This window comes from Paraburkholderia sp. RHO2 (assembly GCF_050955445.1).
GTDB classification, from domain to species: Bacteria; Actinomycetota; Actinomycetes; order Mycobacteriales; family Mycobacteriaceae; genus Prescottella; species Prescottella agglutinans_A.
This window is the reverse complement of record NZ_CP162617.1, coordinates 5,243,454-5,258,436: the sequence shown is the minus strand read 5'-3', so window position 1 is coordinate 5,258,436 and position 14,983 is coordinate 5,243,454. Positions and strand designations below refer to the sequence as shown.

The following is a 14,983-nucleotide window of genomic DNA, read 5'->3' as shown; positions in this document are numbered from 1 at the left end:
AGTCGGGTTTGGGGAGTGGACATGACTATTCGCGGTTTCTTCGAACGGCATCGGATCGCGGCGCGGGTGATCACCCCGGCCGCGCTGGGGGTGGCGCTGCTGGTGGCGCTGACGTGGGCGCTGTGGTCGGCGCCGCCGCGCACCAGCACCATCGACACCGAACTGACGGCGTCGACCGCCGACTGCCACGACATGGTCACCCTCTCGATCGCCGGCCGCGGTGACACGCCCCGCCCGGGCACCACGAAGATGCTGGTCGACGCCGACGGCCGCGAACTGCCCGCGGCGTCGGCCGACGACTACGTCAGCACGTGGATCGACCAGGCGTCCAGCGCGCCGCTGAAGGCGGTCGCGCCGGGTTCGTATGCCGCGATGTACATCGCCTACCCGGCGGACATGTCGAGCTACGAGGACTCGGTGAACACCGGGGTGGCGAACGCCGAATCGGTGATGCGGGCGATTCGGACGTCGTGCCCGGACACGAAGTTCGCGATCGTCGGATACAGCGAGGGCGCCGACGTCGCCCGGCGCGTCGCGATGAACGTCGGACACCAGGAGGCGGACGCAGACGGCAAGTACGGGCTGGTGGATCCGGCGAACGTCGTCGGTGTCGTCATCGTCGCCGACGCCGGCCGCGACGCCGGCCAGGGTCCGTTCCCGGGCGCGCAGAACCCGTTCACCAACCCGGACGGATTCGACCTGAAGTACCAGAACGGCACGAAGCCCGTCCCAGGTCAGGGCGTGACGCCGGACACCGGCGGCTCCGACTTCGGTGCCCTCGCCGGTCGGGTGGCGTCCTTCTGCTCGGACGGCGACCTCACCTGTGCTGCGCCGCAGAACATCTCGCTGCTGCAGCTGGTGGTGAACGTGGGACGACAGCTGAACATCGACGCGCTCGAACGTGAGCAGTTGACCCCCGCGACCGGTATGGACGTCGCGACGGTCCTGTCGCGCATCGCGCTCAACGCGTTCGCGGAGATCAACTCTCAGCCCGATTGGATGCAGAGCGACCAGACGTTCCTGGAGGTGCTGCTCCAGGTGTCCGATCCGTCGTACCAGGGGCCCAGCACGACCACACCGACGACGACACCGGGCACGCCGCCGACGACCGAGTCGGGTGCGACTCCGGGTTCGGGTGAGGCGGATTCGATCTCGACCGACAAGATGTCGCCGCTCGCGTACCTGCCGCAGAAGCTGTTCAAGGAGATCGTCGGCCTGATCGTGACGAACCAGAACACCATCCCGGTGATCATGAGTGATCCGTACCAGCTGACGCTGGCCCGCGACGTGGGGCACCACTTCGACTACTGGCGCGACGCCGATCCGGCGAACGGCAAGCCGCTGACGTCCGCCGACTACGCCGCCGCGTGGCTGACGCACCTGGCGAAGCAGGCGCAGGCCGGTCAGAAGGTGGATCCGTCGGCGAAGCTGACCTCGACCGAACTGTCCGCCGCGCTCAGCGAGGTCGCCGCGTCCTCCGCCGCACCGGCGTCCGCCGCGGCAGGATCGGCAGCGACGTCCGACGTTCCGTCGTCGCAGTCCGCGACCGCCGCGCCGGCCGGGACGCCCGCGCCCACCGAGACGGCGTCGCTGACACCGGTGTCCCCCACCCCGACGGCGCCGGCGGACGCTGCAACGTCGGAGTCCACCGAGGCGACGGATACCCCGAGCGCGCCGGAGACGACCGCGTCCCAGGCGAATTCGTCCGCGCCGGCGGCACCTACGACCAGCGCAGCGCCCACCACGACGCCCCGCTCGACCGTCACGCCGGCACCGAGTCGATAGCGCGCGCGATTCCCACCGGCACGCAGGCCCCGGCCGCTCACTACCGAGTGGTCGGGGCCTTCGCGACGGTGACCAGCCCGCCGTGCGTGGACTCGTCGAACGCCATGAGCGCCACCGACAGGTGCAGGGGTTTCCATTCGCCGTCGAGCCCTCGGAAACGGAGGATTCCCTGCACGTTTCGATGCGTGAGGTCCTGCACCATCGCCTTCGCGATCGGTAGGTCGTCGGGATGGATCGCCGGTTCGGGTTCGCCGACGGCGTTCCCCCACGCGATGCCCGGCATCGGTTGATCGCGCCACTTGATCAACGTCAACCGCTTCAGGTCCACGTAGGCGTGGTACTCGCCGGGCGCGAGGACCGCGTCGAGCACCCGGTGCTCGAGGATCACGGGCGGCGGGGCGGAAGGAACGTCGTCGGCCGGGCCGATGTCGTGGGTGATGCCGCGCAGCATGACCTCGCGTCGATCGGTCGACGGGTGCGGCCGCTCCTCGAGCATCCGGCAGGAGAAGTGCGCCGCCCGTTCGTGCCCGTCGTCGCGCCGCACCTTCCACACCGCTTGGTGTTCGGTGCCGGGCTCGGACTGCACGATCTTCGCGAGGGCCTTGCCCTCGTCGTGGTTGGTGACGAGGCGGTTGAATGCGCCGGCGAGGGCGGCCTCGGATCGACGAGCCTCCGGCGCAACACCGTACAGATCGAACAGGTCCTCGCTGCCGCTGGCCTTGCCGGCGGTGAGGTTGAAGTGCCAGGCGCCCACCGGATCCCGCCGTGGCGGGTTCTCGTCGACGTTCCCCCGCCACAGGTGAACCCCGTGCAGGCGCGCCTCGGAATTGAGCAACGGCTCCACGATGATCCGCTTGCGGCCGTCGTCCGACACCCGATCGATTCGACGATGATCCGAGTCCGCCATGACGTCGAGGACAGCGGACCGCACGTCGTCGAGGGACCGGTTCGCCTGACCTCGGCGGACCTTGAAGTGCCGTTCCAGTGGCACGAACGGCTTGGGTGTCGACCCGACGCCGATCAACGACGGCTCCGCTCCCCCGAACGTACTGATCAGCAACCACTCGGTCGCCATGATTCGCCCCCCTGTGTCATGCGAGATCCCCTCCACGGGGACGGCCGTGTGCTCCTGCTCGGAGAGAGTGCGGCGACTATCCCGCGCGCCGCTTCGCCGCCGGCAGCAACCACTGGTACGCGGGCCCGAGCAGACGTGTCACGGCGTCCACGACACGGGCGTCGGGCCCGACGAGTACCCGTGCCCGCCCGCGTTCCACGCCGCGCAGGATCACTCGGGCGGCCTCGGCGGGGTCGGTGCGGGCGATGCGCCGCTCGAACGAGTCGGCGACCTCGCCGAGGTCGACGCCCGGTGCGGCGGCGGCCGTGCGCGCGATGGACGTCCGGACCCCGCCCGGAAAGACGCAGGTCACCTTGACGGGGTGTCCGGCACTGTCCATCTCCTGACGCAGTGCCTCGGTGAACCCGCGCACCGCGAACTTGGCGGCGTTGTAGGCCGAGTACCCTGGCGCGGCCATCAAACCGAAGGCCGACGACAGGTTCACGACGTGCCCGCGGTCCGATCGCAGGATGTGCGGAAGAAACGCCTTGGTGCCGTGCACGACGCCCCAGAAGTCGACGTCCATGACGCGTTCGACGTCGGCGTACTCCGACGCCAGAACATCACCGGCGTAGAGGATTCCGGCATTGTTGATCACCGCATCGACTCGGCCGTAGTGTTCGGCGGTGGCGGTCGCGAAGGCGGTGACCGCCTCGCGGTCCGTCACGTCGACCACTGTCGCCGACACCCGGGCCCCGGCGTTCGTGCAGCGCTGCGCGGTTTCCGCAAGTGGCTCTTCGACATTGCCGGACAGGGCCAGGTATGCGCCCGACCGTGCCAACTGGATGGCCAACTCACGCCCGATGCCGGTGCCTGCGCCCGTGATGACCACGACACGACGATCGAAGTACCCCAACGAAATCCCCTTCGTCCCACTCCACTGCACCACTGTGATTACCAGAAGCGGACGTGAACCGCACGTCGCGGGGTCGCGATCACGATGACCGGGAACATCTTTCACGCAGACGGATGACCACCGGGCGATCCGTCCGCGTCGGGGTTTCGGACCGATCGCCCGGTGGTCGTACGGCTCGACGTGCCGCGGGGATCCCGCGGAACCGGGCCGAGCCGAGTCGGGATGCGGCGTCACCGGTCGCTACGTGCTGCGTGCTCGGAGGAACGCCGAATGAACATGTCGTGGAACCGCGCTACAAGCAGACCGACGTCGACAAGGCTGCAGGAGACCCGTGGGGCGCGCGGTTTGCACTGTAGGACATCGATAGTGGCCCAGGCAACAACCGCGGCGTGTCGGGAGGAGGGGGCGGAGGCCCGGGCGGTGGTGTCGGAAGGGGTCCGGCGCCACCGCCCGGCCGCGGCCCACCAGGTCGGGGGTCCGGGGGACCGCGGTGTGTGCCGACCGGATGGGCCGGCCGACAATCCGAACGCTAGTGCGGTTCCCGGCGGGGGTGTAGGGGGATTTGCCCCGTATCGGGACGGGGTGCCGCGGGGCTCCCCCCTCGGTGGTCAGGCGTTCGGGGCGGAGTCCGACTCGGACGCGAGGGTGAAGTAGTTCTCCTCCTCCTGCACGAAGTGCAGACGCAGCAGGGCATGCAGGCCGTACAGGCACGCGAGCAGGTCGTCGACCTGCTCGGCGGCGATCGTGCCGGCCGCGTCGGCCCTGGCGAGGTGCGTGCGCAGCCGCCGGGCCAGCCGGTCGATCTCGGCGTGCATGCGGCTCATCGTCGCGGTCGCCTCGGCGTTGCCCAACGGCGCCGCCAGCGCCGGGTACAGCTCGCGGTCCTCGGCCTCCTCGTGCGGCAGCAGGGTGTCGAACAGGAACGCGTCGACGCGGCGCAGCGCGTCGTGCGCGGCGGGCAGGTCTCCAGTCGCGAGGAGGTCCGCGGTGTCGCGCAGGATCGAGAGCTGATCCCGAAGTTCGTCGTGTTCGGCGGAGAAGCGGTGCAGCATCGCCTCGGTGTCCTCCGGCAGCGGGATCTCCTCCGCCCGGTCGCCGCGCAGGGCGCGCAGGGCGTTGAGGATCACCGCGACGTCGATGCCCTCCTGCAGCAGCGCGCCGGCGGCCGGCGGCAACAGCCCGAACGCGGCGAAGCCCATGGCGACCAACGACAGCCCCATCCCGACGGTGGCGCTCTGCACCGCAATCCGTCGGGAGCGGCGCGCGATCGCCATCGCGTCCGCCAGATGGTCGAGGCGGTCGGTGGTCAGCACGACATCCGCCGCCTCGGACGTCGCCGTCGATCCGCGGGCACCCATCGCGACGCCGACGGTCGCGGCCGCCAGCGCGGGCGCGTCGTTGACGCCGTCACCGACCATCACGGTGACCGCCCGGTCGCGTTCGGCGCGGACGCCCGCCACCTTGTCCGCCGGGGTCTGCTCGGCGCGGACGTCGTCGAGGCCGAGGACGGACCCGATCTCCTCGGCGGGCTCGCGCCGGTCTCCGGTGAGCATGACCAGTCGGTCCAGCCCGGCCGAGCGCAGGCGCCGGAGCGTGCGGGACGCGTCGCGTCGCACCGGGTCGACCAGCAGGACGGCCCCGGCGATGCCGCCGTCGACGGTGACCCACGCGATCGCGGCGCCGTCGAGCGCGGCCCGCCCGTGCGCGGCCCGGGCCCACGCGGCGGCATCCGCGGGCAGGGCGAGGGTGCCGACGGTGACGCGGTGGCCGTCGACGGTCGCGGTGACGCCGGTTCCGGCCTCCTCGTCCACGTCGGTCGGCAGCGTCAGTTCCAGGCCCCGCATCTTGGCCTCCTGCACGATCGCCTCGGCGAGCACGTGCGGGGACAGTTGGTCGGCCGACGCGGCCAGCCGCAGCACCTCCGTGGCGTCGCCGTCGGGGGCGGCGACCACGTCGGTTCCGGTGGGACGCCCGGTGGTCAGGGTGCCCGTCTTGTCCATCACCAGCGTGGTTGCGTGGCCCAGGTTCTCGAGCGCGCCGCCGCTGCGGATCACCACGCCCAGGCGCGATGCCCGGGACAGCCCGGAGACGATCGCGACGGGCGCGGCCAACAGCAGTGGGCACGGCGTCGCGACGACGAGTACCGCGACGGCGCGGGTCGCCGAACCGCTGAAAACCCACGCGGCACCGGCCACGGCGAGCGCGAGCGGAAGGAACCAGGCCGCGATCCGGTCGGCGATCCGCACGACGGGTGCGCTCTCGGCGGCGGCGTCGCGCGCCAGCCGCACGATGCCCGCGTACGTGCTCTCCTCGGCGGTGGTGCGCGCCTGCATCTCGAAGACCGTGCCGGCGTTGACGATTCCGCTGCGGACGACCTCGCCGCGGCGACGCTGCACGGCCAACGGCTCGCCGGTGAGGACGGATTCGTCCAGCACGGCCGACTCGGACGTGACCCAGCCGTCGACGGGCACCACCTCGCCGGGACCGACGACGAGGGCGTCGCCGGCCGCGACGTCGTCGAGCGGAACGGTGTCCACATCGTCGCCGGTCCGACGTCGCGCGGTGCGCGGGGCGTGGTCGAGCAGCGAGCGCAGATCCTTGGTCGCGCGCCGCTCTGCCGCGGCGTCGAGCGCCTGTCCGGTGGCCAGCATGACGCCGATGAGCGCGCCGGCGAGATACTCCCCCACCAGCAGGGTGCCGACCAGGGACAGGACCGCGATCAGGTCGACGCCCACCCGTCGACGGCGCAGCGCATCGACCACCCACCAGGTAGCGGGCACGATCGCGACGACGATCCCGGCGATCCAGCACGCGTCGGCGACGTCGTGGGCGTCGGCGAGCCACGCGATGCCGCCGGCGACGAGTGCCGCGAGTGTGACGGCCAACAGGGCGGGTTCCTGCAGGCGGCGCAGCGCGCGCCGCCGGGATGGTGCATCGGACGGCACATCCACCATGACGCTCCCCTGTCCTCGCGGGTGTCGTCTCGACGGTACCGCGCGACATTCGCGCCGCTCCCGGCGCGTCCGGTTCATTCGGCGCGCCGGACCGCGAATATCGCGTTACTTTCGGTCGATCCCGGCGACCGGTGGGAACGACGCGCGTCGCACGAGGTCACGCGCATCCGTGCCGGGGTGCCGTCGCCGGTCCCGTGACGGCGCGGCGCTCGATCGTCCCTGCCAACGAGAGGAATTCATGAAGACCGACATCAGTTGTGGACCGGCGTTCGCGTTTGCCGAGATCAGTGTTCCCGCCGGAGGATCCGTCCGCGTCGAGGCCGGAGCGATGGCGATGATGCGGGGTGACATTGCCATCACCACCTCGACGCGTGGCGGATTCATGAAGGGTCTGCGGCGCTCCCTGGGCGGATCGAGTTTCTTCGTCAACGACTTCAGCAGCGAACGAGGCGGTGTCGTGGCCGTCGCCGGTGCGCTCCCCGGCGACCTCGTCGGAACCTCCCTCGACGGAGGGACGGCGCTGCTGGTCCAGTCGGGCTGCTGGATCGCGTCGGACCCGACGGTCGACGTCGACTCCAAGTGGGGCGGCAGCAAGGGCTTCTTCAGCGGGGCCGGGCTGGTCCTGCTGCGGTGCAGCGGCAGCGGCGAGATCCTGCTGTCCAGCTACGGCGCCATCCGACCGGTGACGCTCGCGTCGGGCGAGACGATGACCCTCGACACCGGTCACGTCGTCGCGTTCGACGAGACCGTGCAGTACCGCATCCGCAAGGCCGGCGGGTGGAAGTCGATGATCCTCGGCGGCGAGGGCATCGTCACCGAGTTCACCGGACCGGGCCGCGTGTGGATGCAGACCCGGAGTACGACGGATCTGGTGGACTGGCTGCGCGCCAGGATGCCGTCGAACAACGGCAGTAGCGGCAGCAACGGCTGAGCCGGTCGGGTCAGTCGGGGCCGACCAGGTCGCCGCCGGACTTCGCCGGCGTCGGATCGACCCGCGAGAACGTCAAGGTGCCGTCGTCGACCGGGGTGTCCCGCAGCACGACCACGTCCTTGTAGTAGTCCATCCGCAGGTTCCACGGGTCCTCGCTGCCGGCCTGCGGCCACAGGGCCACGGACCGTTGGACGTACCCGGCGGCGAAGTCGAGCAGCGGTCGCGTCTCCATGTCCGGCCGGGTGTTCTCGGCGACCGCGACGGTCGCACCGCGCCGGTCCATCTCGCGCAGCAGCCGGCACAGGTAGTCGGCGACGAGATCGACCTTCAGCGTCCAGGGAGCGTTGATGTAGCCGACGGCGAACGAGAAGTTCGGGATGTCGGAGAGCATCGTGCCCTTGAACGCCAGCCGTTTCGTGATGTCGACGGGCTCGCCGTCGATCCGCAGGTCGACGCCGCCCAACGCGAGCAGATCGAGCCCGGTGGCGGTGATGATGATGTCCGCGTCGAGGTGCCTGCCCGACGTGAGCGCTATGCCGGTCTCGGTGAAGGTGTCGATGGTGTCGGTGACGACCGAGGCCTTCCCTTCGCGGATCGCCTTGAAGAGGTCGCCGCCGGGGACGATGCACAGGCGCTGGTCCCACGGGTCGTAGCGGGGGTTGAAGTGGGTGTCGACGTCGAAGCCTGACGGCAACAGTCGCGTGTTGAGCCACCGGATGACGGCGCGGGCCTGCCGGGGAAACCGTTGACAGAGCTTGTAGATCCAGACGTTCATCGCGATGTTCTTCTTCCGGGTGAGCCGGTAGCCGCGCTCATCGCCGAGGACGCGCCGGAACACGTCGTACAGGGAGTCCTCCGCAGGCAGCGGAAGCACGTACGACGGTGACCGCTGGAGCATCGTGACGTGGCCGGCGGTGTCGGCCATCGCCGGGATCAGTGTGACCGCGGTGGCCCCGGACCCGATCACGACGACGCGTCGGCCCGCGTAGTCCAGGTCCTCGGGCCAGTGCTGTGGGTGCACGATCAACCCCGCGAACCGGTCGGCGCCGGCGAACTCGGGGCTGTAGCCCTTGGCGTAGTTGTAGTAACCGCTCGCGCAGAAGAGCCAGTTCGCCGTGAAAGTGGCCGTGTCGGCCCCGCCCTCGCCCGTGCGGGCGGTGATCGTCCAGCGCGCCGTCGTCGACGACCAGTCGGCGCGCACCACCCGGTGGTTGTAGCGGATGTGGCGGTCGACGTCGTACTCGCGGGCGGTCTCGCGGATGTAGCCGAGGATGTCGTCGGCCGGCGCGAGCGCCTTGCGGCCCTTCCACGGTTTGAAGTCGTACCCGTAGGTCTGCACATCGGAGTCGGACCGGATTCCCGGGTATCGGAACAGGTCCCACGTGCCGCCGGAGACCGCCCGGGACTCGAGAATCAGAAACGACCGGTCGGGGTGTTCGCGGCGCAGTCGGGCCGCGACGCCGATCCCGGACAGCCCGGCGCCGATGATCAGGACGTCGACGTGTGCGGGTCGGTCTGCGCCTGTGTCCGGCGAACCGGTGGTGTGATCGGGGCTCATCGGATCCTCCGGGTGCGAGTGCGGGTGAACCACGTCTCTTCCGACGGTAGCCCGGCGAGCGGACGGGTTGCGGCAAAGTCGGTTACGCGACCGGATTGCAGTGCAGGCGCGACAATGGACCCGGCCCCGAACGACGCCTACCTGTCGAGGAGGTTCCCGTGAGCGAGACGTCCGACATCGATCCCGGCGCGCTGCCGAGCGGCACCGGATGTGCCGAGTGCGACGCGGCAAGTGGATGGTGGTTCCATCTGCGCCGGTGCGCCGCATGCGGGCACATCGGCTGCTGCGACTCGTCCCCCGCTCAGCACGCCAGCGCCCACGCCGCGGCGACCGGGCACCCGATCATCCGCAGTTTCGAGCCGGGTGAGGCGTGGTTCTGGGACTACCGCACCAAGGACTTCGCGGACGGCCCGGAATTGGCTCCCCCGCAGCATCATCCGCTGGACCAGACGGTGCCTGGACCGGCCGACCGGGTGCCCACCGACTGGGCGGATCGGTTGCACTGAGTCGGCCGCCCGTTCGAGCGGCCCACGGACCATCCCCGTACGCTGTCGAACACGATCGAAACCGGCAGGGGAACAGTTGTTTTCGTGGTGTTCGGCAGCGCGTTCGACAACACGAGCCGGAATCACCGGTAGAGAGACGCAGCGACCCGCACCACCCGGTGCGGGTCGCTGCCTACTCGTCTATGGCAGGTCAGCTGCTGAGCTTGGCGATCAGGTCGGCGCGCTGACGGGCACCGAGGCCGGAGACCCGGCGGGTCTCGGCGATGCCGACGGACTCGGCGATGTCACGGGCCTTGATCTTGCCGACCTTCGGCAGGGACTCGAGCAGGTACAGCACCTTCGTCTTGCCGACGAGTTCGTCGGTGTCCGCCTTGTCGAGGACCTCCACGAACGTGAGCTTGCCCGACTTGAGTCCTTCTCTCAGTTCGGACCGCGCCTTGCGGGACGCGGCAGCCTTCTCGAGGGCGGCGGCGCGCTGTTCGGGGGTCAAGGTGGGCAATGCCATGGAAGTGCCTCTCTCTCGCGGAACCCGGAATGGACCTCAGGCTAGAACGGGAACCGCTCGAGCGCGCGTCAACTGCGCCCCGCGTGTCGAGCAGTGTTCCCGGTTCGTCTCATTTGCCCTTCCACAACGGCTTTCGCTTCTCGAGAAACGCGCTCATGCCTTCCTGTGCGTCGCAGGTGACGGCGTTGGTCGCCATCGTCTCGGACATCAGTTCGTACGCCTCGTCCTGCGGAAGGTCGATCTGCCGGTAGAACGCCTGCTTGCCGATGGCCAGGGTGAGCGGGCTGGCGTACGCGATCCGCGCCGCCAGTTCATGTACACGAGCGTCCAGTTGGTCAGGCGGGACAACGAAATTGACCAGGCCCCACTCGGCGGCGGTGGCGGCGTCGACCGTCTCGCCGGTAAGCAGCATCTGCATCGCGCGCTTGCGTCCCACCGCGCGGCTGAGCGCGACCATCGGGGTGGAACAGAACAGGCCGATCCGTACCCCGGGCGTCCCGAACACCGCGTTCGACGACGCCACGACCAGGTCGCACGACGCCGCCAACTGGCACCCCGCCGCGATCGCCGGGCCCTGTACGGCGGCGATCACCGGTTGTGGGATCTCCTGGACGGTGTCCATCATCTCCGTGCACACCTCGAAGATCACCCGCTCGTCCTCGATGGTGCGGTCGAGCATCTCCGACAGGTCGTGGCCGGCCGAGAAGACGGGGCCGTCGGCGGAGACAACCACCACCCGCACCGATTCGTCGTCGGCGAACTTCCGCAGCGCGGCGGTCACGCCCCGCATCGTGGTGACGGACAGAGGGTTCCGCTGATCGGGGCGGGTCAGTACCGCGGTCGCGATGCCGGTCTCGGCATCGATCTCCGTCCTGACGGGGATTTCCATGGCGCACCTTCTTCGTGATCGCTCGGCTGCCCCGATGCTACGACGGCGGCCGTCGTCCGGCGACACGGACGGGTGCGCCCGGTCGCGGGCGACCGGACCGGGTGAGCGCGGTCAGGCCTCGATCGCGGACTTGATCCGTAACGCGAACGCGGGAGCGTCCTTTCGTGCGGCACGCAGCGCGAGGGGCGCGAGGAGCTTGCCGATCCCGTGACCCTCCAGCACGTTGAATATCGTCACCTTCGTGCCGTCGCCGGACGATTCCAGGTCGTAGCCGCCCTCCGTCGCCGTCACGATGTTCTTGGACCGCTCGGCCCACCGGATGCGCCGCGGCGCCTCGAACTCGGTGATCTCGAACTCCCGCTCGGTGGTCATGCCGGCGTCCTTGACGGTACTGACGAAGACGGTTCCGACGCCGGGAGGCCCGGGCGTCTTCTGGACGATCTTCTGCACCCGCGGACTGAACTTGGGATCGTTGACGCCGACGGCGAGGAATTGGAAAACCTCGTCGATGGGACGATCGACCACTGTCGTGCCTTCGAAAAGTCCTGACATGTCGAAACCCCGTTCGGACTGGTTGACCGGAGATCATTCGGACTCTACCCGCGGCTGGCAGGATCGGGGTGTGAGTATCGCGAACCTGACCCGTGCCGAGACCGCCGCGCGATCCGCGGCGGTGACCGTCCGCTCCTACCGCGTCGAACTCGACGTGTCGGCCGCGCCGGATCTCTCCGAGGCCGGATTCCTGACCACGACGACGGTGGAGTTCGACGCCTCCACCCCGGAGACCTGGCTGGACTTCATCGGACTCGAGATCCGCTCCGTCATCGTGAACGGGCAGTTCGTGGACGTCGACTACGACGGTGCCCGTATCGCGCTGCGCGGGCTGCGGCGGTCGAACACCGTCGTCGTCAGCGCGGTCGGCCAGTACAGCCGTTCCGGCGAGGGACTGCACCGCTTCCACGACCCGGTCGACGGCCAGACCTATCTCTACACGCAGTACGAACCGTCCGACGCGCGTCAGGTGTTCGCGTGCTTCGAGCAGCCGGACATGAAGGCGCCGTTCGTATTCGCGGTCACCGCACCCACCGGTTGGGAGGTGACGTCGAACCGCCCCGCCGCGGTGGTCGAGGACGACGGCGAGCGCCAGGCGGTGGAGTTCTCGCCCACGCTGCCCATCGCCACGTACATCACCGCGATCGTGGCCGGCCCGTACCACCGTGTCGAATCGATCTGGAGCCGAGGCGATCTCGAGGTTCCGCTCGGCGTGATGTGTCGGGCGTCGCTCGCGCGGTACCTGGATGCCGACACGATCTTCGAGGTGACGAAGCAGGGCCTCGACTTCTTCGCCGAGCACTTCGACTACCCGTACCCGTGGGGCAAGTACGACCAGGTGTTCGTACCCGAGTACAACCTCGGCGCGATGGAGAATCCCGGGTGCGTCACCTTCACCGAGGCGTACGTTTTCCGCGGTGCCGCGACGGCCGCCCAGTTCGAGGCGCGGGCCAACACGATCCTCCACGAGATGGCGCACATGTGGTTCGGCGATCTCGTGACGATGGTGTGGTGGGACGACCTGTGGCTCAAGGAATCGTTCGCCGACTACATGGGTGCGCTCGCGAGCGCCGAGGCCACCGAGTGGACCGACGCCTGGGTGGCATTCGCGAATCGTCGTAAGGCGTGGGCATATTCGCAGGACCAGCTGCCGACGACGCACCCGATCGTCGCCGACATCGTCGACCTGGAGGCCGCCAAGCTCAACTTCGACGGCATCACCTACGCGAAGGGCGCGAGTGTCCTCAAGCAGTTGGTCGCCTACGTCGGACGGGACGCGTTCTTCGAGGGCGCGCGCCGCTACTTCCGTCGACACGCCTTCGGCAACACCACGCTCGCCGACCTGCTGACCGAACTGTCCGCGGCGTCCGGCCGCGACCTGGCCGCGTGGGCGCGCGCGTGGTTGCAGACCAGCGGGGTGTCCACCCTGACACTCGAAGGTGGTGGGGCAGATGGGTACGCGATCGTGCAGACCGACCCGCGTCCGCACCGGCTGGCCGTCGGCCTCTACGACGTCGACGACGCCGGTGATCTGGTCCTGAAGGACCGGGTGGAGTTGGACGTGGTCGCCGAGCGCACGCCCGTCGAACTGCCCGACGCTCCCCTGCGCCTGCTCAACGACGGCGACCTCACCTACGCGAAGGTGCGCCTCGACGCCGGGTCGCTCGGGACGGTGCAGCGCTCGCTGGACCGGGTCGTCGATCCGTTGGCCCGCGGTCTGATCTGGTCGGCACTGTGGAACGCCACCCGAGACGGCGAACTGGCCCCCGAACGCTACCTGGCGACGGCGCGCGCGTTCGCACCGTCGGAGACGAACGCGGCGCTGCTGACCGCGGTCCTGGCGAACGCGTCGTTCGCGATCGGCCACTACCTGCCCGCCGAGGCGCGGGACCGTTGGCGTCGCGAGTGGCTCGAAACCTGTTGGACGGCGATGCACGAGGCGGAGGCGGGTTCGGGCGGGCAGCTGTCCTGGGCGCGTGCCACCGCGGCCGCGGCCGTCGTCGACGACCACCACGCCGACGACATCCGCGCGATCCTCGACGGCGACCGGCCGGCCCCCGACGGGCTCCGGTTGGATCCGGACCTGCGCTGGGCACTGTGGTCGGCGCTGTCCGCGACCGGGCACGCCGCCCCGGACGCACTGGACGTCGAACTCGCGCGCGACGACACCGCGTCGGGGCGGACGGCCCATCTGCGGGCGCTCGCCGCCCGCCCGGACGCGGGCGTCAAGGCGCGGGCCTGGGCGTCGGCGCTCGAGGACACGGCACTGAGCAACGACCACCTCGACGCCGTCATCGCCGGATTCCGGGCGGGTGAGCGGCGCGACCTGATCGCCGGGTACGACGACGCCTACTTCGCCGCGATCCGCGGCGTGTGGGCGCAGCGCAGCATCGAGATCGCCCGCCGGATCGTCCTCGGGCTCTTCCCCGCGTCCGATTCGGTCGATTCGGTCGATTCCTGGCTCGCAGCGAACGCGGATGCGCCGGGCGCACTGCGTCGACTGGTACTCGAACAGCGCGACCACCTGGCGCGCGATCTGCGGGTTCGCGGGGCCTCGTGTTAACACCGCATGTCGCCGCCTTTACGCCTGGCTTGTCTCGCGTTTCTTTTCTGTAAGGCATTGCGGAATCCGGGGATTACCGCTTGGAACACGGCCGTCCGGTCCGTTAGACATGCAGTGGCGCCGACAACGGCGAGACAACAGAAGCATCGCTTCGAGGGAGTAAGGGGTATCAAATGGGTTCTTCCGCAGCGGATCTCGGTAAGGTCGCAGCCGGCGCGACGCTGATCTCGACGGTCATCGGACTGGTCGCCGGCATCGCCGGCGTCGCTGCATTGTTCATCTGAACAGCCGCAGTACCAGCGCACGCCGGGCCCGAAGTCGTTCGTCGACTTCGGGCCCGACGCATGTTCGGGATCAGGTGCGCTTGATCAACCTGTCGTATCGCTGCCGTGCCGCCTGGGTACTGCCCAGCCCCAGGCCGAAAGCGATTTCCTGCCAGGTCATTCCGCGTTGGCGCGCGATGCCCAGGAGTAGTGCCTCCAGTTGGTCCATCTCCGCGCGGGCCTTCGGGATAAGCCCGAGCGCCGCGGTGACGTCGGCGTCGTCGATCTCCGGTTCTCCGGGATCCGGGGTGTGGACGCCGCCGGCCAACGCGGCCACGACTCGGATCGCCCCGAGCGGGTCGAGCATCTCCGGGTGGGACTGCCGGGCGCGCTGTTCGGGAGTGGTTCCGTGACGTTCGGCGATCCGGAAGAGGCCGGCGTACTCGCGGTGCGCGCGTTCGCGGCTGGGGTTCGGGGGTGTGAACTGGTCGTCGGACATGCCTCCAG

12 protein-coding genes are annotated in these 14,983 nt (G+C 69.6%); 4 read left to right on the top strand and 8 right to left on the bottom strand.

The features are described from left to right. Positions 1-21: 21 nt before the first annotated feature. Positions 22-1,785, top strand: a complete 1,764-nt coding sequence (locus tag ABTV10_RS24395; protein ID WP_499031312.1) for a cutinase family protein — start codon at positions 22-24, stop codon at positions 1,783-1,785. Positions 1,786-1,825: 40 nt separating this feature from the next. On the opposite strand, the gene ABTV10_RS24390 is transcribed toward ABTV10_RS24395, so the two are convergent. From ABTV10_RS24390 to ABTV10_RS24380, 3 genes are all read right to left on the bottom strand, one after another. After that, positions 1,826-2,860 (bottom strand): GAF domain-containing protein, encoded by a 1,035-nt coding sequence (locus ABTV10_RS24390; RefSeq protein ID WP_499031310.1) that lies wholly within the window; start codon positions 2,858-2,860, stop codon positions 1,826-1,828. A 76-nt stretch (positions 2,861-2,936) separates the two neighbouring features. Beyond that, positions 2,937-3,755: an SDR family NAD(P)-dependent oxidoreductase gene (locus tag ABTV10_RS24385; RefSeq protein ID WP_499031308.1), complete on the bottom strand. Its 819-nt coding sequence runs from the start codon at positions 3,753-3,755 to the stop codon at positions 2,937-2,939. Positions 3,756-4,363: 608 nt separating this feature from the next. After that, positions 4,364-6,709 carry a heavy metal translocating P-type ATPase gene (locus ABTV10_RS24380; protein WP_499031305.1) on the bottom strand — a complete coding sequence of 782 codons (2,346 nt, stop codon included), beginning with the start codon at positions 6,707-6,709 and terminating at the stop codon, positions 4,364-4,366. Between the two features lie 238 nt (positions 6,710-6,947). On the opposite strand from ABTV10_RS24380, the gene ABTV10_RS24375 reads away from it, so the two are divergent. Beyond that, on the top strand, positions 6,948-7,640 hold the full coding sequence (locus ABTV10_RS24375; protein ID WP_499031303.1) for a TIGR00266 family protein: 693 nt from the start codon (positions 6,948-6,950) through the stop codon (positions 7,638-7,640). Between the two features lie 10 nt (positions 7,641-7,650). On the opposite strand, the gene ABTV10_RS24370 is transcribed toward ABTV10_RS24375, so the two are convergent. Next, positions 7,651-9,198: a flavin-containing monooxygenase gene (locus tag ABTV10_RS24370; protein WP_499031301.1), complete on the bottom strand. Its 1,548-nt coding sequence runs from the start codon at positions 9,196-9,198 to the stop codon at positions 7,651-7,653. A gap of 158 nt (positions 9,199-9,356) precedes the next feature. On the opposite strand from ABTV10_RS24370, the gene ABTV10_RS24365 reads away from it, so the two are divergent. Continuing rightward, complete coding sequence (locus ABTV10_RS24365; protein WP_499031298.1) at positions 9,357-9,704, top strand: UBP-type zinc finger domain-containing protein; 348 nt, start codon at positions 9,357-9,359, stop codon at positions 9,702-9,704. Between the two features lie 190 nt (positions 9,705-9,894). On the opposite strand, the gene mihF is transcribed toward ABTV10_RS24365, so the two are convergent. The 3 genes from mihF to ABTV10_RS24350 form a co-directional block, all read right to left on the bottom strand. Beyond that, positions 9,895-10,209: an integration host factor, actinobacterial type gene (mihF, locus tag ABTV10_RS24360; RefSeq protein ID WP_280763059.1), complete on the bottom strand. Its 315-nt coding sequence runs from the start codon at positions 10,207-10,209 to the stop codon at positions 9,895-9,897. A 109-nt stretch (positions 10,210-10,318) separates the two neighbouring features. Next, positions 10,319-11,098, bottom strand: coding sequence for an enoyl-CoA hydratase (locus tag ABTV10_RS24355; RefSeq protein WP_499031295.1), 780 nt, complete (start codon positions 11,096-11,098; stop codon positions 10,319-10,321). Positions 11,099-11,209: 111 nt separating this feature from the next. Then, positions 11,210-11,650, bottom strand: a complete 441-nt coding sequence (locus tag ABTV10_RS24350) for an SRPBCC family protein (protein WP_499031292.1) — start codon at positions 11,648-11,650, stop codon at positions 11,210-11,212. A 70-nt stretch (positions 11,651-11,720) separates the two neighbouring features. Between ABTV10_RS24350 and pepN the strand changes: the two genes are divergently transcribed. Beyond that, positions 11,721-14,213: an aminopeptidase N gene (gene pepN / locus ABTV10_RS24345; protein WP_499031289.1), complete on the top strand. Its 2,493-nt coding sequence runs from the start codon at positions 11,721-11,723 to the stop codon at positions 14,211-14,213. Between the two features lie 354 nt (positions 14,214-14,567). Here the strand turns inward: pepN and ABTV10_RS24340 are convergent, their stop codons facing one another. Beyond that, on the bottom strand, positions 14,568-14,975 hold the full coding sequence (locus ABTV10_RS24340; RefSeq protein WP_499031286.1) for a hypothetical protein: 408 nt from the start codon (positions 14,973-14,975) through the stop codon (positions 14,568-14,570). Between the last annotated feature and the right edge of the window lie 8 nt (positions 14,976-14,983).

Excerpts from the sequence above, each read along its gene's own strand:
- ABTV10_RS24395 (WP_499031312.1), top strand. The coding sequence starts at position 22 with ATGACTATTCGCGGTTTCTTCGAACGGCATCGGATCGCGGCGCGGGTG.
- ABTV10_RS24390 (WP_499031310.1), bottom strand. The coding sequence starts at position 2,860 with ATGGCGACCGAGTGGTTGCTGATCAGTACGTTCGGGGGAGCGGAGCCG.
- ABTV10_RS24380 (WP_499031305.1), bottom strand. The coding sequence starts at position 6,709 with ATGGTGGATGTGCCGTCCGATGCACCATCCCGGCGGCGCGCGCTGCGC.
- ABTV10_RS24375 (WP_499031303.1), top strand. The coding sequence starts at position 6,948 with ATGAAGACCGACATCAGTTGTGGACCGGCGTTCGCGTTTGCCGAGATC.
- ABTV10_RS24370 (WP_499031301.1), bottom strand. The coding sequence starts at position 9,198 with ATGAGCCCCGATCACACCACCGGTTCGCCGGACACAGGCGCAGACCGA.
- mihF (WP_280763059.1), bottom strand. The coding sequence starts at position 10,209 with ATGGCATTGCCCACCTTGACCCCCGAACAGCGCGCCGCCGCCCTCGAG.
- ABTV10_RS24355 (WP_499031295.1), bottom strand. The coding sequence starts at position 11,098 with ATGGAAATCCCCGTCAGGACGGAGATCGATGCCGAGACCGGCATCGCG.
- ABTV10_RS24350 (WP_499031292.1), bottom strand. The coding sequence starts at position 11,650 with ATGTCAGGACTTTTCGAAGGCACGACAGTGGTCGATCGTCCCATCGAC.
- ABTV10_RS24340 (WP_499031286.1), bottom strand. The coding sequence starts at position 14,975 with ATGTCCGACGACCAGTTCACACCCCCGAACCCCAGCCGCGAACGCGCG.